The sequence below is a fragment of the Reyranella sp. genome, from assembly GCF_044224635.1.
Classification (GTDB): domain Bacteria; phylum Pseudomonadota; class Alphaproteobacteria; order Reyranellales; family Reyranellaceae; genus Reyranella.
This window is the reverse complement of record NZ_JBGAKA010000067.1, coordinates 18,380-38,884: the sequence shown is the minus strand read 5'-3', so window position 1 is coordinate 38,884 and position 20,505 is coordinate 18,380. Positions and strand designations below refer to the sequence as shown.

The 20,505-nt window shown below is 64.3% G+C and carries 17 protein-coding genes and 1 pseudogene; 7 read left to right on the top strand and 11 right to left on the bottom strand.

Annotation, left to right across the window (positions count from 1 at the left end; all coding sequences use genetic code 11):
* Positions 1 to 310: pseudogene (locus tag ACILR9_RS34920) on the top strand (hypothetical protein); the annotation flags it as partial.
* Between the two features lie 379 nt (positions 311 to 689).
* Here the strand turns inward: ACILR9_RS34920 and ACILR9_RS34915 are convergent.
* The 3 genes from ACILR9_RS34915 to ACILR9_RS34905 form a co-directional block, all read right to left on the bottom strand.
* Entirely contained in the window at positions 690 to 1,652 is a 963-nt protein-coding gene (locus ACILR9_RS34915) for a DUF2971 domain-containing protein (protein WP_395714606.1), read from the bottom strand.
* A 182-nt stretch (positions 1,653 to 1,834) separates the two neighbouring features.
* The gene (locus ACILR9_RS34910; RefSeq protein ID WP_395714605.1) at positions 1,835 to 2,266 is read right to left on the bottom strand and encodes an HIT family protein; all 432 of its coding nucleotides are present in this window, start codon (positions 2,264 to 2,266) and stop codon (positions 1,835 to 1,837) included.
* Positions 2,267 to 2,392: 126 nt separating this feature from the next.
* Positions 2,393 to 3,422 (bottom strand): IS630 family transposase gene (locus ACILR9_RS34905; protein ID WP_395714604.1). Its coding sequence is split into 2 segments (ribosomal slippage): positions 2,393 to 2,431 and positions 2,433 to 3,422, totalling 1,029 coding nucleotides; the frame shifts between segments, so codons are not numbered across the junction.
* A gap of 241 nt (positions 3,423 to 3,663) precedes the next feature.
* On the opposite strand from ACILR9_RS34905, the gene ACILR9_RS34900 reads away from it, so the two are divergent.
* Complete coding sequence (locus tag ACILR9_RS34900; protein ID WP_395714603.1) at positions 3,664 to 5,130, top strand: hypothetical protein; 1,467 nt, start codon at positions 3,664 to 3,666, stop codon at positions 5,128 to 5,130.
* Between the two features lie 89 nt (positions 5,131 to 5,219).
* On the opposite strand, the gene ACILR9_RS34895 is transcribed toward ACILR9_RS34900, so the two are convergent.
* The 5 genes from ACILR9_RS34895 to ACILR9_RS34875 form a co-directional block, all read right to left on the bottom strand.
* Positions 5,220 to 6,011: a hypothetical protein gene (locus tag ACILR9_RS34895; protein WP_395714602.1), complete on the bottom strand. Its 792-nt coding sequence runs from the start codon at positions 6,009 to 6,011 to the stop codon at positions 5,220 to 5,222.
* A 262-nt stretch (positions 6,012 to 6,273) separates the two neighbouring features.
* A complete protein-coding gene (locus ACILR9_RS34890) occupies positions 6,274 to 7,221 on the bottom strand; it encodes an ArgK/MeaB family GTPase (RefSeq protein ID WP_395714601.1) in 948 nt (315 codons plus the stop codon).
* On the bottom strand, positions 7,218 to 9,944 hold the full coding sequence (gene ppdK / locus ACILR9_RS34885; protein WP_395714600.1) for a pyruvate, phosphate dikinase: 2,727 nt from the start codon (positions 9,942 to 9,944) through the stop codon (positions 7,218 to 7,220). The genes ACILR9_RS34890 and ppdK overlap by 4 nt, the downstream gene beginning before the upstream one ends.
* 1 nt (position 9,945) lies before the next feature.
* Positions 9,946 to 12,021: a glycine--tRNA ligase subunit beta gene (gene glyS / locus ACILR9_RS34880; protein ID WP_395714599.1), complete on the bottom strand. Its 2,076-nt coding sequence runs from the start codon at positions 12,019 to 12,021 to the stop codon at positions 9,946 to 9,948.
* 1 nt (position 12,022) lies between these two features.
* The gene (locus ACILR9_RS34875) at positions 12,023 to 12,928 is read right to left on the bottom strand and encodes a glycine--tRNA ligase subunit alpha (RefSeq protein WP_395714607.1); all 906 of its coding nucleotides are present in this window, start codon (positions 12,926 to 12,928) and stop codon (positions 12,023 to 12,025) included.
* A 213-nt stretch (positions 12,929 to 13,141) separates the two neighbouring features.
* Here ACILR9_RS34875 and ACILR9_RS34870 point away from each other — a divergent pair, with 213 nt between their 5' ends.
* Together ACILR9_RS34870 and ACILR9_RS34865 are read left to right on the top strand one after the other, a co-directional pair.
* Positions 13,142 to 13,393 carry a type II toxin-antitoxin system RelE/ParE family toxin gene (locus ACILR9_RS34870; RefSeq protein ID WP_395714598.1) on the top strand — a complete coding sequence of 84 codons (252 nt, stop codon included), beginning with the start codon at positions 13,142 to 13,144 and terminating at the stop codon, positions 13,391 to 13,393.
* A gap of 10 nt (positions 13,394 to 13,403) precedes the next feature.
* The gene (locus tag ACILR9_RS34865) at positions 13,404 to 13,757 is read left to right on the top strand and encodes a helix-turn-helix domain-containing protein (protein ID WP_395714597.1); all 354 of its coding nucleotides are present in this window, start codon (positions 13,404 to 13,406) and stop codon (positions 13,755 to 13,757) included.
* Between the two features lie 17 nt (positions 13,758 to 13,774).
* Here ACILR9_RS34865 and ACILR9_RS34860 read toward each other — a convergent pair whose 3' ends face one another.
* Positions 13,775 to 14,125, bottom strand: coding sequence for a hypothetical protein (locus ACILR9_RS34860; RefSeq protein ID WP_395714596.1), 351 nt, complete (start codon positions 14,123 to 14,125; stop codon positions 13,775 to 13,777).
* A gap of 227 nt (positions 14,126 to 14,352) precedes the next feature.
* On the opposite strand from ACILR9_RS34860, the gene glpD reads away from it, so the two are divergent.
* Both glpD and ACILR9_RS34850 read left to right on the top strand, forming a co-directional pair.
* Positions 14,353 to 15,891, top strand: coding sequence for a glycerol-3-phosphate dehydrogenase (gene glpD / locus ACILR9_RS34855; protein WP_395714595.1), 1,539 nt, complete (start codon positions 14,353 to 14,355; stop codon positions 15,889 to 15,891).
* A gap of 81 nt (positions 15,892 to 15,972) precedes the next feature.
* Positions 15,973 to 16,542, top strand: coding sequence for a Spy/CpxP family protein refolding chaperone (locus ACILR9_RS34850; RefSeq protein ID WP_395714594.1), 570 nt, complete (start codon positions 15,973 to 15,975; stop codon positions 16,540 to 16,542).
* A gap of 164 nt (positions 16,543 to 16,706) precedes the next feature.
* Here the strand turns inward: ACILR9_RS34850 and ACILR9_RS34845 are convergent, their stop codons facing one another.
* The gene (locus ACILR9_RS34845; RefSeq protein WP_395714593.1) at positions 16,707 to 18,473 is read right to left on the bottom strand and encodes an acyl-CoA dehydrogenase family protein; all 1,767 of its coding nucleotides are present in this window, start codon (positions 18,471 to 18,473) and stop codon (positions 16,707 to 16,709) included.
* Positions 18,474 to 18,584: 111 nt separating this feature from the next.
* Between ACILR9_RS34845 and gcvA the strand changes: the two genes are divergently transcribed.
* A complete protein-coding gene (gene gcvA, locus ACILR9_RS34840; RefSeq protein ID WP_395714592.1) occupies positions 18,585 to 19,472 on the top strand; it encodes a transcriptional regulator GcvA in 888 nt (295 codons plus the stop codon).
* A gap of 111 nt (positions 19,473 to 19,583) precedes the next feature.
* Here gcvA and ACILR9_RS34835 read toward each other — a convergent pair whose 3' ends face one another.
* Entirely contained in the window at positions 19,584 to 20,408 is an 825-nt protein-coding gene (locus tag ACILR9_RS34835) for an aspartate dehydrogenase (RefSeq protein ID WP_395714591.1), read from the bottom strand.
* Between the last annotated feature and the right edge of the window lie 97 nt (positions 20,409 to 20,505).

Sequence of the window (20,505 nt, the reverse complement as noted above, 5' to 3'; positions counted from 1 at the left end):
CGGCAGCTTCCTGATGACGACCAGGCCGGTCTTCTCCCGGCTCGGCGGCTTCGACACGAAGATTGTGCTGGCCGAAGACGTCGACTATTCGCTGCGCGCCGCGAAGCTCGGCCCCTATCAGCTGATGGATGTCAGGATGACCATCTCGGCGCGACGACTCGCCAGGTACGGCTACTGGTGGATCATCGAGGCATTGCCGACCATCGTTCGCTACATCCGCACCGGCTCGATCTCCCCAAAGGACATCCGCTATCCCTTCGGTGACTATGACAAGCCCGACGGAGGTGGATCCGGGCGAAGTTCAGATTAGTCCGCGCCGCGCGCGGCCTAGCGAGCGAACGCTCCTCCTCCCCGCCTACCCCCACCCGCCATACATTCGCATAAGGCACAACCTCGTCATCCACAGGCGCACCTCCAGTCTCCGCCGATGCGGGATGCAGCGCAAACCTGGATGCGCATCGCGTGGTAGCGGACATTCGTCTGCCCGACTTGACGATTTCACACTTCACATGGTCCGAGTATGGGCGGCACGAGCGTCCGTGGCCACAAACGGCCCATCTGGACGCACATTTGCCGACGGTGCCGCGGACCTGCAGCCTCGACGACATTGCGCGCTTGATGCCGGCTGAACAAGACGTTCCTCACACACGATGCCGAGTGGCTGCAGCGCTGCCGATGATCGCCGCGCCTCATGCGATGGATCGAAACGGTGTCTGCGACTGCTTAACGTCGACATTCGAGTAACCGAGCTTTGACAGCAGTAAACGACACGAATGCTGGGCATGTTCCTGATAGCGGCCGGGACCAATTCTCACTTCGGTGATTGGAAGTAGGTCGGGTTGCCCGTCGCGTTCGGAACCGATCGGCAATTCGATAAATGGCGACAGATGAGTAGCCTTCGCCAAGAACTGCACTCGGTTCGCATGTTCTTGATTCGACTGCTGAGGCGCATAGATCAGGCGCCATTCGTTTTCTTCGGCAAAGCCATGGTGTTTGCATAACACCGCCACATAGTTGGCGGCGATTGCACAAGTCGATAAATAGTCGGAATGAAGCGCCGCAGAAGGGTTCACCACTGCACGGGACTTTAAGACCGCTTGGTATTCCGAGACTATGGCCGTGACCAGTTCGGTTCCGACTTGTCGCTGCTTCTCCTCGCTGTACGTCACTGGCAGAAGGTAACCTTGCCATAACCAAGCGCCGGCCGTGGCGCTGAGTTTTGCTGCATCAAAACCGATCGCGATGCCTCCTTCTCCAAGGCCGTAGCCACGCCACTGGCTCAAGAGATCGTCACTTTCACAAAAGCAACTGATGAACATCGACAAGGTATTGAAATGAGTCGTCTCGGCCAGACCCACTTCCATTTCGGCTAAGAGTCTTCTTTCGTTCTGGTCGGTCGCGATTTGTTGCCGATCTCGCACACACGATCCAGCAATCTTCGTGGCGTGGAGCAATTCAAAACGATCGTTTGTGTAAGAACAGTGCGTCGCGCGAAGAACGCCAGACTGGATGATCCCCTGGAAGCCGGCTGGCGTTGTGTAGTGATACAGTGTAGCCGGCACTGGCCTTGTTAAGTGTGTCCACCACACAGCAACCAGACGCTTGTTGATCCGGATCACTTCGTCTCTGGTCAGCGGTGGTTCGTGGTTCATTGGTAACTATGAGGCGGACAGTGCATCATCGCAGCCGAATAACATCATAGGTCTAGCCCAATCGTCCTGTTGATAAGTGTACCGTGGCGGTTTGAGCCTTCGGCAACCAACCGCGCGCGCCGCGCCCTGTGGGCGGCTCTGCTCGGGACGACGATACATTTTCCACATGCGAGTACCCTGCCTCACCCGTCGAGCGCGGCCTTCAGCTTCTTGTAGATCGCCTCGATCTCGGCGCGGTCGCCCGGCTTGTAGTCCCAGTTGAGGGCGACGCCGTCGTTCGGTCGGCGCGGCATGATGTGGATGTGGAGATGCGGCACGCTCTGGCCGGCGCCGGGGCCGTTGGCCTGCAGCAGGTTGACGCCGTTCGGCTGCAGCTCGCTAATCACCGCCTTGGCAACCTTCTGCGCCGTCCGGGCGACGGCGCCCAGCACGTCGGGCGGGATGACGTCGACCGTCGGCCAGTGGCCCTTGGCGACCGACAGGGCATGACCGGGGTTCACCGGATTGATGTCCATGAAGGCGATCGTGTCGGCGTCCTCCAGGAGCTTGAAGCAGGGAATCTGGCCCGCGACAATCTTGCAGAAGATGCAGGCGTTGTCGGTCGGATGAGTCATTGCGGTATCTCCCTCGCGAGTCCGAATCATGCACCGGGTCGGCTTCCCAACCTATGATGATGCCGGCTGCAACAGGTATGTGTCAGCGACATTGCCGCCCTTCCCCTCCGTGCATGCTATTACTAATCAGTCAGTAATATAGGCTACATATGGAGCCTGGAAGTAAGGACTTGACGAGGGCCGGATTACGCTGGATGGCGAGCATGTCGGCTTCGATGTTGTCCTGCAGCGATTGGCCCTTGGCGAGCGCGCGGCGCGCGGTTCCGGTGCGCTTCATGTAGTTCCAGACCAGCTCGTCCGGATTGAGCTCTGGCGCATAGCCCGGCAGGTAGTGCAGCTCGAGCTTGCCCTGTTTGCTGGCGACGTACTCGTTGACGACCTTCGCCTTGTGGGTTGCCAGATTGTCGAGCACCAGGAACAACGGGCGCCGGCGGTGCTTCATCAAGAGTTCGAGCATGCCGACGAACAGGTCGGCATTCAGTCCGCCCTGGTAGGTCGCGAACCAGAAGGCACCCTTGGCGTTGACCGCTGATGCCGCCGATATCGTCTGGCGCTGACCCGGCACCTCGATCACAGGTGTCTGTCCCTTCTTCCCCCACGTCCGTCCTTGCACGGCGTCCGTCCGGAACCCCGCTTCATCCCAGAAGTAGATATCGGCTTTCAGCTTTTTGGCCCGCGCCGCAAGCTTCGGATAGACCTTCGTCTTCCATGCTTCGATCGCCTCCGGATCGCGCTCGTAAGCGCGCTGCAAGGGCTTCTGCGGCGTCAACCCCAAGCGCGCCAGCAACACGCCAACCGACGCAAGGCTCAGCGTGACGCCAAACTTGTCCTCGATCAGCTGCCCGACCACTTGGCGTGTCCACAAGCCGAAGTCGAAGCCGTGCTGCCGAGGGTCCTTGCCGTTGATCCAGCGAAATACCCGGCTCTCCTGAGCCGCCGTCAGGCTACGCGGCCGACCAGTTGCCTTGCGTGATACCAGCGCCTTCAGCCCCTTGCCCTGCCGGACCTGGTTCCGCCACTTGTAGATCGTCGTCCGGCAAAACCCGTACGACGCCATCACAACGCTCGCCGGCTCTCCCTCGCGCAGTCGCTCCATCGCCATCAGGCGGATCTCCTCGAGCGTCTTGTGATCAAGCTTACGGCCATCGCGCTTCATACAAGAAATTGTACATCACAAAACGACCACGCACAACAGAATGTAGACTAAGCTACTGACCTATTAGTAGTCTTTGCAAAAGCACCGTCATCCCGAGCGAACCCGCTGGTGGGTGTTCGATGGACATGGTGGTGCCCCTGCGAACGGCTGGATGACGCGGCTCCTCGACTGTAGACCTGCGACGCCGCGTTCTCCTGTGCTGTGTGACTGGCATTGTCCCGGTGTATGGGAGTTCGGACACATGTCAGATACGACGCTATACCTAAGTCGGGCCCGTTTGACCGACAATGAACCAACATACCAAAGCCATATTGGGTTGGCGGCATATGACAAAGTGCTAACATCCCGCCTCAGCCGTCGTGCGTTTCGATCTGCAACAACTCCCCGGAGAGACAGGATGGGGCTATTCTCTCGTAGGCGTACCCAGGAGGCACTGGACAATCTTCGCTTCATCTTAAAGGCGAAGACTCTATCCGATTTGATAGCTAGGCTTGAACGCGGTGGATTAACAACACTTTCGGCAGAATGGGAGGTCACAATATTTGACGCATTTTGCCGGTGCATTGCGGTTGAGGTGGAGCCACTGCTCGGAGGTCAATCGCTGATTGACCTTCTTATACGAGAGGAGGCCATCGATGGGTCATATATCGCAATAGAGGTGACAACAATCACCAATGAGAACATCGAATCCTTGAATCCAATTGACGAATTCTGGTCGCGACTGCGTGCAGCTTTCGAAAAATTTGGCCTACCATCATCCGGAATCCACCTCAGCGTTTCTTCTAGATTTCATCTGCAGCGCAAGAACGCTGTTGTTCTCGCGCTCCCCTCGCCTCATTTGATTGATGAATCTATCAAGAAGCACATTTATCCAATGCTTCAGGAGATTGTTGCAACGGGACGACCCTCTTACAGAAGAATCGATGACGGAGAAACAAAGCTTCTCGTGGCTTGGCAACCCGGAAAGTCGACAAACTCTAGTAGTTATGGCGGTTTCGACCGTAGCGTGTATGCATACCAGAACGCTCTTGTAAATCGCCTAAACGAAAAACGTAAGCAGATCAAGCGGTCTGGACACGAAGGCTTGAGTGGCATCTTTGTGTGCGATGGAGGCGCATCCTTCTTTGAGCTGTTTGCAAATCCACGAACGTCATCATATGACATTCGAAGCGACGTGCAGGGCTTTCTGCGGCAGACAAACAGTGTTCACTTTGTCTCTTTTCTGTTCGTGACAACCTTCCCGCGCTCAATTGCCATCGAGACAATATTCTCCGCAAGCGTCCCAAATTCGACACGACTTAAAATAGAAACGTTGTTCAAGAAAGTCTCCGACAGGTTACCTCAGCCACTTACCGATCCTAGTCACGCTGTGCGCATTATGAAATTTCTTGGCGGAAATAAAACGTGGCCATTCGATCACTCTTACCCTAGTTTTGGACGCGACTTAACTGGAAGGGAGTCGATATCAATAAAGGTACCGGCCGCTGCCGTGGTTAAATTTCTCGGAGGGAAAATGACATTTGATGAGTTTTCCCGGGCCGCGGGCTTTTCTTGGCATCAACCCGGCGAGACACATGGAAATGTCCTTATGGGCGGCGGCAAGCAGTTGTCTCTTTCAGACGTTCGCCTGCGTCGGACCGAATCAGATGACGATTGGATCGTGTTTGATTTCGTCGACGACGACCCCGCGAACACGAAGTTTCGATAGCGGCCGAAATACGCACCGCTAGGCAGCAAAGGTCGGCGCTACCGTCAACCGGATCGTGACATCGAGCGCAAGAGAGGGCATCGCTCCCATCATGAACTATAGAAGGCCATCGAATCGCTGAGCGCATCGAGCCAAGGATGTTGATGGTATTCAATTTCAAGATGCTCGCCACGCTCAAATTCACTTTTAATAATTGGATATATCTCTCTGAAAAACAGAAAATTCTTAGAGTATATCTGAATGATCCAATTCACAAACATCACCTCGTCTTTCCTAAGGTTGATAACAAACGCTTTCGGCAAGCTCAAACTTTTCCATGGTCGAGAATAAAATATCGCTATCTCGGGCGTAATAGGAATCAGACATCTCATATTGAAGGGTGTAATATGTCCGACGTTAACATTATGCAAAAAGCCATCGCCAAATATGAATTCTTCACTTCCGGATAGAAGTATCGCGAACTTTCCTCCAGTAGCCATACCGTCAGCAAGCGTCCGCTGTTTCCGATGAACATTCGCACCTGCTACAGCGTCAGTCGCTGTCAGTCCGAAGCCTTCAATTGCCCTGTTGACCCTGTGTCGGTAGCTCGGGCTCCTCAATATTAAGGAAGCAGAACACTCCGCGCATTGGGCCTGTCGCGCCGCCGGCAGATCTAGAGGTGAAAGTCTCTTCGAAAGATCGCCACTGGATGGTATGATTGCCGAGCGAAGAGTTTGTAGCCATTTCACCAATGCTGGAAAGCTCCCGTCAGCATCGTCAAACTCTCTTTCGAATGAATGGTCCCACGGTGTCGGCGTCGAACCAAGTCGGACGATGTTATGATCCCAAACTTTACCAAACGACTGCGGTGCCGAATCTGTCAGAGTGCCATCGGAACGCACTTGGTTAACGTAGCCTCGGCTATCAGCCCAATACCGGGACAACGACTTCGGCCACCAATGATGGCGCTCGCTCATTATCTTTGGCCAGTCTCGCGGCTCCATGACCCCTTGGCTCGACGGTTAAGTGCGTGATGGGGAACAGTTATAGAGTAGCAAGACCAACGGTGGATAGTCGCGCGATCCCTTCAATTCAGCTCACAGTGTGCCGTTTACGCATGTGGTCATAGCAGATTGAGCCCGCGCTATGTGGCTATCTTTTGCGTCAGCGGCGGGTCTCGAGAGCAGCCGCCAGATGGCGCATCCGCTGGAACGGCTGCGCCCCCGGGGCGAGGGCGAGATCGAAGCCGAGACGGTTCAGCCTGGCAATGCCGTCGCGGCCGAAACGGTCGCGCAACGATTCCGTGATCCACGATTCGCTCTGGCGGTGGCGGGCGATGGCGAGGCGGCCTTCCTTGGCGAGATGCAGGCGGTGCGCCTCTAACGCCTCGACCAGCGCATCCAGGCCGGCGCGACTGCGTGAGGAGACGGCGAGCACGCGCAGCGCCCAGCTGCCGTCGCCCGGTGCGGCGAGCGACAGGGCACCCGCCACATCGGCGCGCGCCCGCTCGGCGGCGGGGCCGAGATCGGCCTTGGTGACGGCGATCAAATGCGGGATCTCGACGATGCCCGCCTTCATGAACTGCAGCGAATCACCCGAGCCGGGCTGCACGCAGAACAGCACCGTGTCGGCGACGCCGGCGACGTCGGTCTCCGACTGGCCGACGCCCACCGTCTCGATCAGCACGCGGTCGAACAGGGCGCGCATCACCACCATGGCGGCGAGCGTCTGGTCGGCCAGCCCGCCCAGCCGGTCGCGCGCCGCCATCGAGCGCACGAAGCTCTTGTCGTCGGCCGCCTCGTGGACGATGCGCACGCGATCGCCGAGCAGCGCCCCGCCGCTCGCCCTGGACGACGGATCGACGGCGATCACGCCCACCGTGTGGCCGGCCTGCCGCCACGCCGCGACCAGCGCCGCGCACAGCGAGGATTTGCCGACGCCGGGCGGGCCGGTGACGCCGACGACATGGCCGCCCGGCGTGCGCCACGCCGCGTCGAGCAGCGCCTGCGACTCGTCGCTTTCGGGATCGCGCTCCAGCCGCGCCAGCGCCGCCGCCAGCGCGCGCTTGCCGCCCTGACGCAGCGCCTGCAGCGTCAGGCCGTCTGCGATCATTCCGTCTTGAGCGGGCCGCCCAGGGCCGCCTGCGCGGCGGCAAGCCGTGCGATCGGCACGCGGTAGGGCGAGCAGGAGACGTAGTCGAGCCCGGCCTTGTGGCAGAAGAACACCGAGGCCGGATCGCCGCCATGCTCGCCGCAAATGCCGAGCTTCAGGCCGTTGCGCACCTTGCGGCCGCGCTCGCTCGCGATCTCGATCAGCTCGCCCACACCGTCGACGTCGAGCGTGGCGAACGGGTCGTGCTCGAAGATGCCGCGTTGCTGGTACTTCTCCAGGAACGACGCCGAATCGTCGCGGCTCAGGCCGAACGTCGTCTGCGTCAGGTCGTTGGTGCCGAAGCTGAAGAACTCGGCCGTCTCGGCGATCTCGCCGGCGCGCAGCGCGGCGCGCGGCAGCTCGATCATGGTGCCGACCAGGTACTCGAACTTCTCGCCCGAGATCTGGCTCACCTCGGCGGCGACCTGGTCGATCACCGCCTTCATCAGGTCGACCTCCTTGCGCGTCGCGACCAGCGGGATCATGACCTCGGGGATCACCGTCTTGCCGGCCTTCTTCTGCACCTCGGCCACGGCCTCGAAGATGGCGCGGGCCTGCATCTCGTAGATCTCCGGGAAAGAGATGCCGAGCCGCACGCCGCGATGGCCGAGCATCGGATTGTACTCGTGCAGCTTCTGCGCTCGCGCCTCGACCTCGGCGACGTCGACGCCCAGGTCCCTGGCGACCACCTCGGCGTCGGCATGGGTCTTGGGCAGGAACTCGTGCAGCGGCGGATCGAGAAGCCGGATGGTGACCGGCAGGCCGGCCATGATCTCGAACAGGTTGACGAAATCCTGGCGCTGCATCGGCTGAATCTTGGCCAGCGCTTTGCGGCGCGTCTTCTCGTCGTCGGCCAGGATCATCTCGCGCACCGCGACGATGCGGTCGCCCTCGAAGAACATGTGCTCGGTGCGGCAGAGGCCGATGCCCTCGGCGCCGAACTTGCGCGCCTGCTCGGCGTCGGCCGGGGTCTCGGCGTTGGTGCGGATGCCCAGCGTGCGCACCTCGTCGGCCCATTCCATGAGCTGGGCGAAGTCGCCCGACAGCTCGGGCTGCACCGTCGGCACGACGCCCTGCATGATCTCGCCGGTGCCGCCGTCCAGGGTGATGAACTCGCCGGTCTTCACCGTGACGCCGCGCACCGAGAGCGTGCCGGCGCGGGCGTCGATGCGCACGTCGCCGGCGCCGGCGACGCAGGGCTTGCCCATGCCGCGCGCCACCACGGCGGCGTGGCTGGTCATGCCGCCGGTCGAGGTGAGGATACCCTCGGCGGCATGCATGCCGTGGATGTCCTCGGGACTGGTCTCGCGCCGAACCAGGATCACCTTCTCGCCGGTGCGCGCCTGCTTCTCCGCCTCGTCGGCCGAGAACACCACCTTGCCCGAGGCGGCGCCGGGCGATGCCGGCAGGCCCTTGGCGATCACCTTGCGCTGCGCCTTGGGATCGAGCGTCGGATGCAGCAGCTGGTCGAGCGAGGACGGCACGATGCGCGCCACCGCTTCCTTCCTGTCGATCAGGCCCTCGTGCACCATGTCGACGGCGATCTTGAGCGCCGCCTTGGCGGTGCGCTTGCCGTTGCGCGTCTGCAGCATGTAGAGCTTGCCGCGCTGCACGGTGAACTCGATGTCCTGCATGTCGGAGTAGTGCATCTCGAGCTTGCGGCGCACGCCGTCGAGCTGCTTGAACACCTCCGGCATCACCTCTTCCATGGCCGGCGCGTCGGACTTCTGCGCTTCCTTGCCCTGCACGGTGAGATGCTGCGGCGTGCGGATGCCCGCCACCACGTCCTCGCCCTGGGCGTTCACCAGGTACTCGCCGTAGAACAGGTTGATGCCGGTCGAGGGATCGCGCGTGAAGGCGACGCCGGTCGCGCAATCGTCGCCCATGTTGCCGAACACCATGGCCTGCACGTTGACCGCGGTGCCCCAGCTCTCGGGGATCGAATGCAGGCGCCGGTAGGTGATGGCGCGCTGGTTCATCCACGAGCCGAACACCGCGCCGATGGCGCCCCACAGCTGCTCGCGCGGCTCCTGCGGGAACGGCTTGCCGGTGCGCTTCTCGACGATCTTCTTGTACTCCGCCACCACGGCGCGCCAGTCGTCGGCCTTCAGATCGGTGTCGAGCTGGACGTCGAGATCCTCCTTCTTCAGCTCCAGCGCCTCCTCGAAATAATGGTGCCCGACGTCGAGCACGACGTTGGAGTACATCTGGATGAAGCGGCGGTAGCTGTCCCAGGCGAAGCGCTCGTCGCCCGACGACTGGGCGAGCCCGATCACCGTGCGGTCGTTGAGGCCGAGATTGAGCACGGTGTCCATCATGCCCGGCATCGAGGCGCGCGCGCCGGAGCGCACCGACACCAGCAGCGGATTGCCGGCGTCGCCGAACCTGGCGCCGACGACGTTCTCCATCGCCGCCATCGCCGCATCGACCTCGGCCTTGAGCTCCGGCGGGTAGGCGTTGTTGTTGGCGTAATACCAGGTGCAGACCTCGGTGGTGATGGTGAAGCCCGGCGGCACCGGCAGGCCAAGGCTCGACATCTCGGCCAGGTTGGCGCCCTTGCCACCCAGCAGATTACGCATGCCGGCGCGGCCTTCCGCCCTGCCGTCACCGAAGCTGTAGACCCACTTCGGAGCCGCCGAGGCAGCGTGGACCTTGGTTGGGGAAGCTGGGGAAGCTGTTGCCATGTCAGCCCTCGATTCTCGAGAAGTCCGCCACCTTGTCCATCGTGGCGCGTATCTGGTTGAGCAGTCTCAGCCTGTTCAGCCGCAATTCCGGCTTGTCCGAGACATTGACTGTGACCTTGTCGAAGAAAGCGTCGATCGGCGCACGGAGATGGGCGAGCGCCGTCATCGCCCCCGCAAAGTCCTCCGACGCGAGTGCTGGCCCGACGCGCTGCTCGACCGCCGCCAAGGCGCTAAGAACGGCTTTCTCTTCGTGTTGTTCCATCAACGCTGCATCAGGCGCAGCGGCGATCCGGTTCGACAGCGTCTTGTCCTTGCGCCCCTCGGCACGCACGATGTTTGCAGCGCGGCCATAGGCAGTGAGCAGATTCTTGCCCGCCTCCGTGGCGAGGAAGGCTTGCACCGCCTCGACGCGGGCCAGCAGGCGCACCAGGTCGTCCTCACCGCCCAGCGCAAACACGGCATCGACCACGTCGTGGCGCACCCCCTTTTCGCGCATCTGCACCTTCAGGCGATCTGCGAAGAACGCCATCAGGTCCTTGGCTGCGACGAACGTCACCGCGTTCACCGCGAAGATCTCTTCGAGAGGCACGCGAATCCGATTCTCGACGACGATGCGAATCACGCCGAGCGCGGCGCGGCGCATGGCATAAGGATCACGCGACCCAGTGGGCTTCTCGCCGATGGACCAGAATGACACGAGCGCGTCGAGCTTGTCGGCCAACGCCACGACGATCGACACCGGCGCCGAGGGGCAGCGGTCGTTCGGCCCAGCCGGTGCATAGTGATCACCAATCGCCTCGGCCACCGCAGCCGGCAGCTTCTCCTCGAGCGCGTAGTAGCGGCCCATCACGCCCTGCAGCTCAGGAAACTCGCCGACCATCCCGGTCACCAGGTCGGCCTTGCTGAGATGCGCCGCCAGGATGGCCTGCGCCAGATCGGCACCCGGCACGTGCGGCACGATCTTCTCGGCCAGTATCTCGAGGCGGGTCACGCGATCGGCCTGAGAGCCGAGCTTGGCATGGAACACGATGTCCTTGAGCCGCGGCAGGCGCTGTTCCAGAGTCAGCTTGCGATCCTGGTCCCAGAAGAACTTGGCGTCGGAGAGCCGTGAGCGCAGCACGCGCTCGTTGCCACCGACGATCGTCACCCCGCCGTCGCGCGCCACGTTGTTGGCGACCACGACGAAGCGGTTGGCGAACGCGCCGTCCTTGCGGGCGGTGGCGAAGTAGCGCTGATGCGACTTCATCGAGACGGTCAGCACCTCGGGCGGCACGTCCATGAACTGGCCATCGATGGTACCGAGCATCGGCACCGGCCATTCCACCAGACCCGCGACCTCCTCGAGCAGCGCCTCGTCCGATTTGAACGTCACCTGGGCCGCGGCGCAGGCCTTCTCGGCGCCGGCCACGATGATCTTCTTGCGCTCGGCGGGATCGAGCACGACGTGGGCTGCCCGAAGCTTGGCGACGTAGTCGTCGAAGCCGGCGACCTCGAGCTCGCCCTTCGACAGGAAGCGATGGCCACGCGTCCGGGCACCGAAGCGGATCGGTTTCATCTCGCCTCCGGGCGCTGCCTCGCCCGCCAGCACCGCGCCGTCGAACAGGGCGATGATGGAATGGAGCGGCCGCACCCAGCTCATGGTGCCGCTGCCCCAGCGCATCGACTTGGGCCACGGCAGCGCCTTCATCGCCGCCTCGATGATGCCGGGCAGCACCTCGGCGGTTGGCCCGCCCTTCTTGGCTGTCACCGCGAACCAGAACTCGCCGCGGCCGGTGTCGCGCTTCTCGGCCTGATCGAGCGAGGCCAGTCCTGCTCCCTTGAGAAAGCCCTGGATCGCCTGGTCGGGCGCACCGACGCGCGGGCCGCGCCGCTCCTCGCTGACGTCGGCGCGCGTCGCCGGCAGGCCGTCGACCACCAGCGCCAGGCGGCGCGGCGTCGCGAAGGCGCGCGCCGAGGTGAAGTCGAGGCCGGCGCCCTTCAGTCCGTCGCACACGAGGCGCTGCAGATCCTCGGCCGCCTGCGTCTGCATGCGGGCCGGAATCTCCTCCGACAGGAGCTCGAGCAGGAATTCGGCCATGTTACGCAGCCTTGTTCGCGGTCTGGGTCGCCAGCCACGCTTCGCAGCACGACTTGGCGAGCTCACGCACCCGCAGGATGTAGCTCTGCCGCTCGGTGACGCTGATCACGCCGCGCGCGTCGAGCAGATTGAAGGTGTGGCTGGCCTTGATGCACTGCTCGTAGGCGGGCAGCGGCAGACGGCGCTCGACCAGGCGGCTGCACTCCTTCTCGGCATCGGCGAAGTGGCGGAACAGCATCCCGGTGTCGGCGTGCTCGAAATTGTAGGCCGACTGCTCGCGCTCGTTCTGCAGAAACACGTCGCCATAGGTCAGCGGCACGTCGGAGTCGGTGCGGTTGAAGGGCAGGTCGTAGATCGACTTCTTGTCGAACAGGTACATGGCCAGTCGTTCCAGCCCGTAAGTGATCTCGCCGGAGACCAGATCGACATCGATACCGCCGACCTGCTGGAAGTAGGTGAACTGGCTGATCTCGGAGCCGTCGCACCAGACTTCCCAGCCCAGTCCCCAGGCGCCGAGCGTCGGGCTCTCCCAATCGTCCTCGACGAAGCGGATGTCGTGCAGGGAGGTGTCGATGCCGATCGCCTCGAGCGAGCCGAGATAGCGCTCGAGGATGTCGGTCGGCGACGGCTTCAGGATCGCCTGGAACTGGTAGTAGTGCTGCAGGCGCATGGGGTTGTCGCCATAGCGGCCGTCGCCAGGCCGCCGCGACGGCTGGACGTAGGCGGCATACCAGGGCCTGGGGCCGAGCGCGCGCAGGGTCGTCGCCGTATGGAAGGTGCCGGCGCCCATCTCCATGTCGTACGGCTGCAGGATCAGGCAACCCTGGCGCGCCCAGTAATCCTGGAGGGTGAGAATCAGTTCCTGGAAGCACGTCGGTGCGACGCGTGCTGAGGGCTCGGACACGATATACCCCGAAGCTCAGAAGGCCTTGTGTTTCCGCGACTTAAGGCTGTTTTTGCGGTGCGGCAAAATAGGTGCCACCCCTACCCCGGTCAAGCGCTCTGGCCGGGCCTGCCCGATCGCGGACTCGGGGGTGTGGGGACTTGGTGAGTGCCGAAAATTCGCTAATGGCGAACAAATCGTTGGAGCCAATGTTGGCGATGGGCTATCTTCTTAGCGATGAAAGCGGTCGTATACAGCAAGTCCGCTCTCAAGGCGCTTCGTCGGATGCCCGCGAACGAGTCTCGACGGATCAGCACGAAGATCGAGCAGTATGCGAGCGATCCAGGGAGCCAGGCCAACAACGTCAAGGCGCTGGTCGGTTCGCCCTACATTCGTCTTCGCGTCGGGGACTGGCGCGTAATATTGGACGATCGGGGGTGCGTGATCGACGTCATCAAGATCGGACCTCGTGGTGACGTCTATCGATAAGGAGGCTCACATGCAGAAGATCACCACCCCGAACGGCGAGGTTCTCGTCGTCCTTCCGCTGGCAGAGTACGAACGTCTCGTCGACCAGGTGGATATCGCCCACGCTGACAGAATCATGGCCGACATCGAAGCCGGACGCGAGGAACGGGTGCCTGCTGAAATCGTGAACCGCCTCCTCGATGGAGAGAATCCCGTCCGGGTCTGGCGGGGCCACCGTGGCATGTCGGCCCGCGATCTCGCAGCTGCCACCGGCCTCAGCGCCCCCTACATCTCCGAGATCGAGAGCGGCAAGAAGGACGGCAGCGTCGCCGCGATGAAGAAGATCGCCGAGGCACTCAAGGTCGACCTCGACGATCTGGTTTGACGCGCCAAGCGTCGAGGTTATCGACCCTCGGGCAGGGGACAGTCCGGGCGGCCACATTTCGTCGCAGCAGCCGAAAGGTAGGCGCCACAGACCCGGCAAGGGGTCGAGGCATCGATCACCCGCGCCTGTTGCCGCGCCGGCTGCGGCTGGGTCGGCGGCGGCTGGGTCGGCGCCGGGCCGGGCTGTCGCGGGATATTGGGGTCCTCCGGCCGGCCGACGAAGCGGTCCCAGAGCTCCTTCCAGCGGGAGAAGGTCTTCCACGCGGCGTATACCGCCACGCCGAACAGGATGATCTTGAGCAGTAACCCCATGCCGCTTGTGTGAGGTCCCTGCACCGCACGGTCAAGCGCGCTATATGGTGGGGTCATGACACGCATCTCATGCTTTCCTCCCCAGCTCCGCTGGGGAGGTGCCCCGTCATACGGGGCGGAGGGGTCAGGGCTGGGAGCGCGCCACTCCCGTGGCGCTCTTCTTCTTGATCATGGACCCCATGAGCGCCACGGGAGTGGCGCGCTCCCAGCTAATGACCCCTCCGTCGCCGTAAGACGGCGACACCTCCCCAGCGAAGCTGGGGAGGAGAGCCCGAGGGGCGCTCATGCCCGCTGACACGGCCCCCCTCGACCTGTTCGTGGTCGGCGGCGGCATCAACGGCGCGGGCATCGCCTGCGACGCGGTCGGCCGGGCGCTCAAGGTCGGGCTGTGCGAGCGCGGTGATTTCGCCGGCGCCACCTCGTCGGCCTCGACCAAGCTGATCCATGGCGGGCTGCGCTATCTCGAGCATTACGAATTCCGGCTGGTGCGCGAGGCCTTGCAGGAGCGCGAGGTGCTGCTGGCCAAGGCGCCGCATCTGTCGCGCCCCCTGCGCTTCGTGCTGCCGCACAAACCGCACCTGCGGCCGCGCTGGATGCTGCGGCTCGGACTGTTCCTGTACGACCATCTCGACTGGCACATGACCCTGCCGAAGTCGCAGGCCGTCGACCTCAGGCGGACGGTCTACGGTGCGGCGCTGAAGCCCACGCTGGAGAAGGGCTTCGTCTATTCGGATGCCTGGGTCGACGACGCGCGGCTGGTCATCGCCAACCTGAAATCGGCGCGCCAGATGGGAGCGCAGATCTACGCCCGCCATGAATGCGTGTCGGCGCGCCGCAGCGATGACGGCCGGCTGTGGACCATCGAGCTCAAGGCGCGCGACGGCGGCAGTGTCCGCCTGCAGGCGCGCGGCCTGGTCAACGCCGCAGGTCCGTGGGTCAAGCGCTTCCTCGACGAGGAAGCCCAGATCGCCACCACCAAGCGGGTGCGGCTGATCAAGGGCAGCCATATCGTGGTGCCGCGCCTCTACGAGGGCGAGCACGCCTACATCCTGCAGAACAGCGACCAGCGCATCGTCTTCATCATTCCCTACGAGCGTTCGTTCTCGGTGATCGGCACCACCGACATCCCGGTCGAGGACGGCGAGAAGCCGGTCTGCACGCCGGACGAGACCGTCTATCTCTGTGAGATCGCCAGTCACTATCTCGCCAAGCCGGTGACCCCGGCCGAGGTGGTGTGGACCTATTCGGGTGTGCGTCCGCTGTTCGACGACGGCGACGACGATCCCTCGGCGGTAACGCGCGACTACCATCTCGAGGTCGACGGCACGCCGGGCGGCACGACGGCCCCCCTGCTGTCGGTGTTCGGCGGCAAGATCACGACCTACCGGCGGCTGGCCGAGCACGCGCTGCGCGATCTCGCACCGCATTATCCGCAGATGGGCGGCGCCTGGACGACGACGCGCGCCCTGGCCGACGGCGAGCTCGCCGATGCGCCGACCTTCGAGGCGGCGTTCGAGCGCTATGTCGATGCCGCCGCCCAGGTGCGCTCAGGCCTGCCCAAGGAGCTGATCCGCGTCCTCTGCCATCGCCACGGCTCGGGCCTCGACGATCTCCTGGACGGCACCAGGACCGTGGCCGATCTCGGGCGGCATTTCGGCGGCCAGCTCTACGAGATCGAGGTGCGATACCTGATGCGCGACGAATGGGCGGTCGAGCCCGACGACGTCCTGTGGCGGCGCACCAAGGAGGGCCTGCACATGACCGCCGACGAGCGGGCGGCCTTCGCCGCCTGGATGGCGGATCTCAGACCCAACTTTACCTAACTTCACACTTCGGCGGGGCACGCCGGGCGGCGCGGGCTCGTATTGATCGACGAAGCCCATGCCCTGAAACCGAGGTGCCCGATGTCGTTCCGCTCCCCTGTCTTCGCCTTGTCGACCGCTGTGGTGGCTGCCGCCAGCCTCGCCTGGACGAGCCTGCCGGCCAGCGCGGCCAATGGCGGCTCCGACGACCTGCTCGAGCTTGCCCAGACGACGCCGCCGACCAACCCGCCGCCCAGCCCGGGCGGCCCCGGCGGCCCTGACCACCGCGAGCACCGCGCGATGAATCCCAAGGCTTTCTGTCTCGACCAGATCGCCCGCCGCGCCGGCAACCGCGCCTACATCAGGCTGCGCCTCGACCTCAAGGCCGACCAGATGGCCGCCTGGAACGCCTTCGCCAAGGCCTCCGACGACGCCGACGTGAAGGACGTGGCGCGCTGCAACGCGCTCCCCACCGAGCTGAAGGAGAAGCCGAGCTACGTCGAGCGCCTGACCATGGAAGAGAACGTCATGAAAGCGCGCATCGAACGCATCGACGCGGTGAAGCCCAGCCTGCAGGCGCTCTACGAGACGCTGTCGCCCGAGCAGAAGGCCGTCCTCGACTCGCCCCGGCCGATGGGCCGCGGCGGCATGCATCACCGCGGCCGTCGGTAGGTTCCCTCGTCCGGACCGCGGGCAGATTGCTCGCGGTCCGGGAGACAATGAACACTGTCATCCTGAGCGCAGCGAAGGATCTCATCGCCAGAAGTTACGAAGCACTCCTGTAGCAGGCGGCGATGAGGTCCTTCGCTGCGCTCAGGACGACAACGATTTCCCGATCAGCCCGCCAGCAACGCCGCCGCCTGCTCCATCGACACCGGCGCATCGCCGAGCAATGCCGCCGCCATCGAGTCCTCGTGCTGGTGATCGGGCAGGCTGAAGGGGTCGGCATTGCCCAGCCGGTGATCGATCACCAGGCGGGCCAGCAGCAGGCGGCGGGCATCGCCGCCCTGCGCGCCGAGGCGGGCCCCCTCCGATGCCATCAGGGCAGCGCTGGTCGCGTGGTAAAGGCCGCTCGCGGCGCGGCGGCAGGAGGCTTCGGCCTCGGGCTGGCGCGCCACTTTGTCGGCGAAGTCTGTCGCCCGGTCGACCAAGCCGGCCAGGCGGCTGCGGAACTGGCCGGGGATCGGCGTGCGGCCGAGCTCCTCGTGCAACGAGGCCGCCAGGGCCTCGTGCGCGCGCTCGCGGCCGACCGCGCGGCGCACGATGTCGAGCGCATTGACGCTGCTGGTGCCTTCCCACAGCAGGCCGAGATGGGCGTCGCGCACCAGCTTGGCGTTGCTCCAATCCTCGATGTAGCCGTTGCCGCCGCGCATCTCCATGGCGCCCGTCGCGACGCTGACGTTGTCGCGGCTGGCGCGGTACTTCACCAGCGGCGTCAGGATGCGCAGCGTCCTGTCATCGCCGCGCGTCATCGCCACCGCCGCGGCGACCGAGACCGAGAGCGCCTGCTCGGTCGGCAGCATCAGCTTGACGAGCTGGCGGCGCGCCATCGGATGGTCGATCACGGTGCGGCCGAAGGTGGTGCGATGGCGCGCCACCTGCAGCGCCTCGTTGAGGCAGCGCCGCATCATGCCGGCGGCACGGAAGCCGTGCGACAGGCGCGACAGGTTGACCTGGTCCATCATCTGCTTCAGGCCGCGCCCGGCCTCGCCCAGCAGATAAGCAACCGCGCCTTCCATGATGGTCTCGCCGGCCGCCATCGAGCGCGAGCCGAGCTTGTCCTTGAGCCGCACCGCGCGATAGCGGTTGCGGCTGCCGTCGTCGAGGCGGCGCGGCATGGCGAACAGCGACAGGCCGGCATTGCCCGCCGGCGCACCCTCGCAGCGCGCCAGCAGCAGCACGACGTCGTGGTCGACGCAGGAGCAGAACCACTTGTCGCCCCACAGCTCCCAATGATCGCCGACCTTGCGGGCCGTCAGCGCATTGCCCGAGACGTCGGAGCCGCCCGCCTTCTCGGTCATGAACTGTGCGCCCTTCAGCAGCGCGTCCATGTCCTGCGTCAGCATGCGGTCGAGGAAGCGCGCCTTGACCGCGTCATCGCCGTATTTGCGGATCAGCACGGCTGACGTATCGGTGACGGAGAGCGGGCAGAGCAGCGCGAACTCCGACTGGGCGAACAGGTACTGGAAGGCGTACTTGACCAGCGGCGTCACCGGCGTCGGCCAGCCCAGCACCGGCTTGTGCGACATGACGTGAATGCCGAACTGGCCGAACCCGATGCGCTCCATCTCGCGATAGGCAGGGTGATACTCGACCCAGTCCTCGTCGCGTCCGAAGCGGTCGCGAAAATGCAGGACGGGCGTGCGCTTGTCGGCCTGCAGCGCGAGCTCGTCGAGCCGGCCGCCGGCGATGCCGCCCAGCCGCTCCAGATGCGGTATGAAATGCGCCAACGCCGCCGGCTCCAGATTGAGGGCGAGCAGGTCGCGCACCGAGCGGTCGATCGACCAGAAATTGAGCCCGCGGCAATCCGGCGCGATCAGGTCGGAGCGCGACGGCGGCCGCTCGAAGGCCGCGCGAGACAGGGTCGGGGAAACGGAATTCATGGGATGGGACCTCACCAGATGTGGTGCGACAATCGCCGATTGGCGGCGCCTCTCAAATCGAGTATTCAATGTTCTTGAATTGAGTATTTCTCAACTCAGAGCTATCCCGCCATGCCAGATCGCCTGCCCCCGCTCAACGCGCTGCGCGCCTTCGACGCCGCCGCGCGGCGGCTGAACTTTGCCCGCGCCGCCGCCGACCTTGCCGTGACGCCCGGTGCGGTGAGCCGGCAAATCCAGCTGCTCGAGGACGCACTCGGCCATCGCCTGTTCGTGCGCGGAAACCGCGCCGTCGAGCTGACCGCCCAGGGCCGCGCCTATGCGCGTCACGTGCACGAGGCCTTCGACCGCCTCGCGCTGGCAACCGAGCAGGTGCGCGGCCGAGGCGCCGGCGGCCCGCTCGCCATCTGCGCCTATCCGACCTTCGCCATGCGCTGGCTGGTGCCGCGCTGGCGGCGCTTCCACGACAAGCATCCCGACATCGATCTGCAGCTCACCACCGCGCTGGGGCCGGTCGACATCGTGCGCGATGGCTTCGATGCGGCGGTACGCATCGGCAATGGCAACTGGCCCGGCCACGGCTCGGTCTGGCTCGCCGCCGTCGAGGTCTTCCCCGTGTGCAGCCCCGCGCTCGCCGAGCGCATCAGGACGCCGGCCGACCTCGGCGATCACGTCCTCATCCATTCGGACCCGCGCCCCGATGACTGGCCACGCTGGCTCAAGGCGGCTGGGGCGGCCGACGTCGAAGCGACGCGCGGGCCGCGCTTCGAGACCATGAGCCTCGCCTTCCAGGCCGCGATCGAAGGCGTCGGCGTCGCCATGGGCCTGGGCTGCCTGCTGGCCGAGGACCTGGCGCTGGGCCGCCTCGCCCGGCCGCTCCCGTTCACCCATCGCAGCCGGCGCGAGTTCCACCTGGTCTATCCGCTGTCCCGCGCCGGCGACCCCCGCCTCGCCGCCTTCCGCACCTTCCTCGCCGAGGAGGCGGAGGCGCAGGAAGGGTGAGAGCTGCTATGAGGCCCTAAAGGTCCCTCGCTGCGCTCGGGATGACACCGTTGTTGTAGCCCAAGCGAGAATGCTGTCATCCCGAGCGTAGCGAGGGGACCCTTATTCAGGCTACCAGTCGCTCGCCCGCACGATCTTCATCAGGTCGTCGGCCATGGTGAGCGCCGTCAGCACGCCGGTCTTGGGGTTGTCCGGCATGGCGCGGCCCAGCCGGTGCATGGTGAGCTCGCCCGAATCGCCCACGACCTCGAGCCGGCTGGCATTGGTGCCGGGCGGCAGGGTCGGGTCGGCGACCAGCTCGATGTCGGTGCGGTCGAGGCCGGCGCCGCACAGCGCCACCGTCACGGCGAGGTTGGCGTTTTTCGGATACAGCCGGCCGGCATCGGCCGGCGTGCCGCGGAAAATCACCGTCGGCTCCTTGATCGACGGCAGGTCGAAATCGGTCTCGGCCGGCGTGCCGCTCCAGGCATGCGGCGGCTTGATCGAGATGTACTTCACCCGTTCGAGCTTGCCGAGCCGCATGGCCAGCAACCCGTCGAGGCCGGCGATGGCGCCGGAGGGCAGGCGCAGGCGCGCGCCGCTCTTCTCCGCCGCCTTGACGTGCTTCTTGAAGAGCTTGGGGTCACCGTAGGCGCCGGTGGCGATCACCATCAGGTCGATGCCCTTCTTCAGGATGGTCTCGCCCCAGTCTCGCACCGCCTGCTGGCTGGCCGCCTCGACCACCACGTCGGGCTTGAGCTTGAGCAGGGCCGGCAGGCTCTCGACCACCGCGACCTTGCGGCCGACCTTCATCTGGGTCTTCTTGCCCCGCCCCGGCCGCACCAGGACGCCGACGACGTCGATCGGCGGCTTCTTTTCCTTGAAAACGTCGAACAATGTCTGGCTGATCGCGCCGTAGCCGATCAGCGCGATCTTCAATCTCTTCTTCTTGGCCATGGTCCCCGTCCGTGCTCCCGTGGCCCGACTATAGCGGGCCTGCAAAGCTCCAGCGACCGTACTTGCGACCCTGCAAAGTGGCCGCTATAACCGCGCC

Coding starts and splice junctions, on each gene's coding strand:
- ACILR9_RS34915 (WP_395714606.1), bottom strand. CDS start 1,652: ATGAACCACGAACCACCGCTGACCAGAGACGAAGTGATCCGGATCAAC.
- ACILR9_RS34910 (WP_395714605.1), bottom strand. CDS start 2,266: ATGACTCATCCGACCGACAACGCCTGCATCTTCTGCAAGATTGTCGCG.
- ACILR9_RS34900 (WP_395714603.1), top strand. CDS start 3,664: ATGTCAGATACGACGCTATACCTAAGTCGGGCCCGTTTGACCGACAAT.
- ACILR9_RS34890 (WP_395714601.1), bottom strand. CDS start 7,221: ATGATCGCAGACGGCCTGACGCTGCAGGCGCTGCGTCAGGGCGGCAAG.
- ppdK (WP_395714600.1), bottom strand. CDS start 9,944: ATGGCAACAGCTTCCCCAGCTTCCCCAACCAAGGTCCACGCTGCCTCG.
- glyS (WP_395714599.1), bottom strand. CDS start 12,021: ATGGCCGAATTCCTGCTCGAGCTCCTGTCGGAGGAGATTCCGGCCCGC.
- ACILR9_RS34870 (WP_395714598.1), top strand. CDS start 13,142: ATGAAAGCGGTCGTATACAGCAAGTCCGCTCTCAAGGCGCTTCGTCGG.
- ACILR9_RS34865 (WP_395714597.1), top strand. CDS start 13,404: ATGCAGAAGATCACCACCCCGAACGGCGAGGTTCTCGTCGTCCTTCCG.
- ACILR9_RS34860 (WP_395714596.1), bottom strand. CDS start 14,125: ATGACCCCACCATATAGCGCGCTTGACCGTGCGGTGCAGGGACCTCAC.
- glpD (WP_395714595.1), top strand. CDS start 14,353: ATGCCCGCTGACACGGCCCCCCTCGACCTGTTCGTGGTCGGCGGCGGC.
- ACILR9_RS34850 (WP_395714594.1), top strand. CDS start 15,973: ATGTCGTTCCGCTCCCCTGTCTTCGCCTTGTCGACCGCTGTGGTGGCT.
- ACILR9_RS34845 (WP_395714593.1), bottom strand. CDS start 18,473: ATGAATTCCGTTTCCCCGACCCTGTCTCGCGCGGCCTTCGAGCGGCCG.
- gcvA (WP_395714592.1), top strand. CDS start 18,585: ATGCCAGATCGCCTGCCCCCGCTCAACGCGCTGCGCGCCTTCGACGCC.
- ACILR9_RS34835 (WP_395714591.1), bottom strand. CDS start 20,408: ATGGCCAAGAAGAAGAGATTGAAGATCGCGCTGATCGGCTACGGCGCG.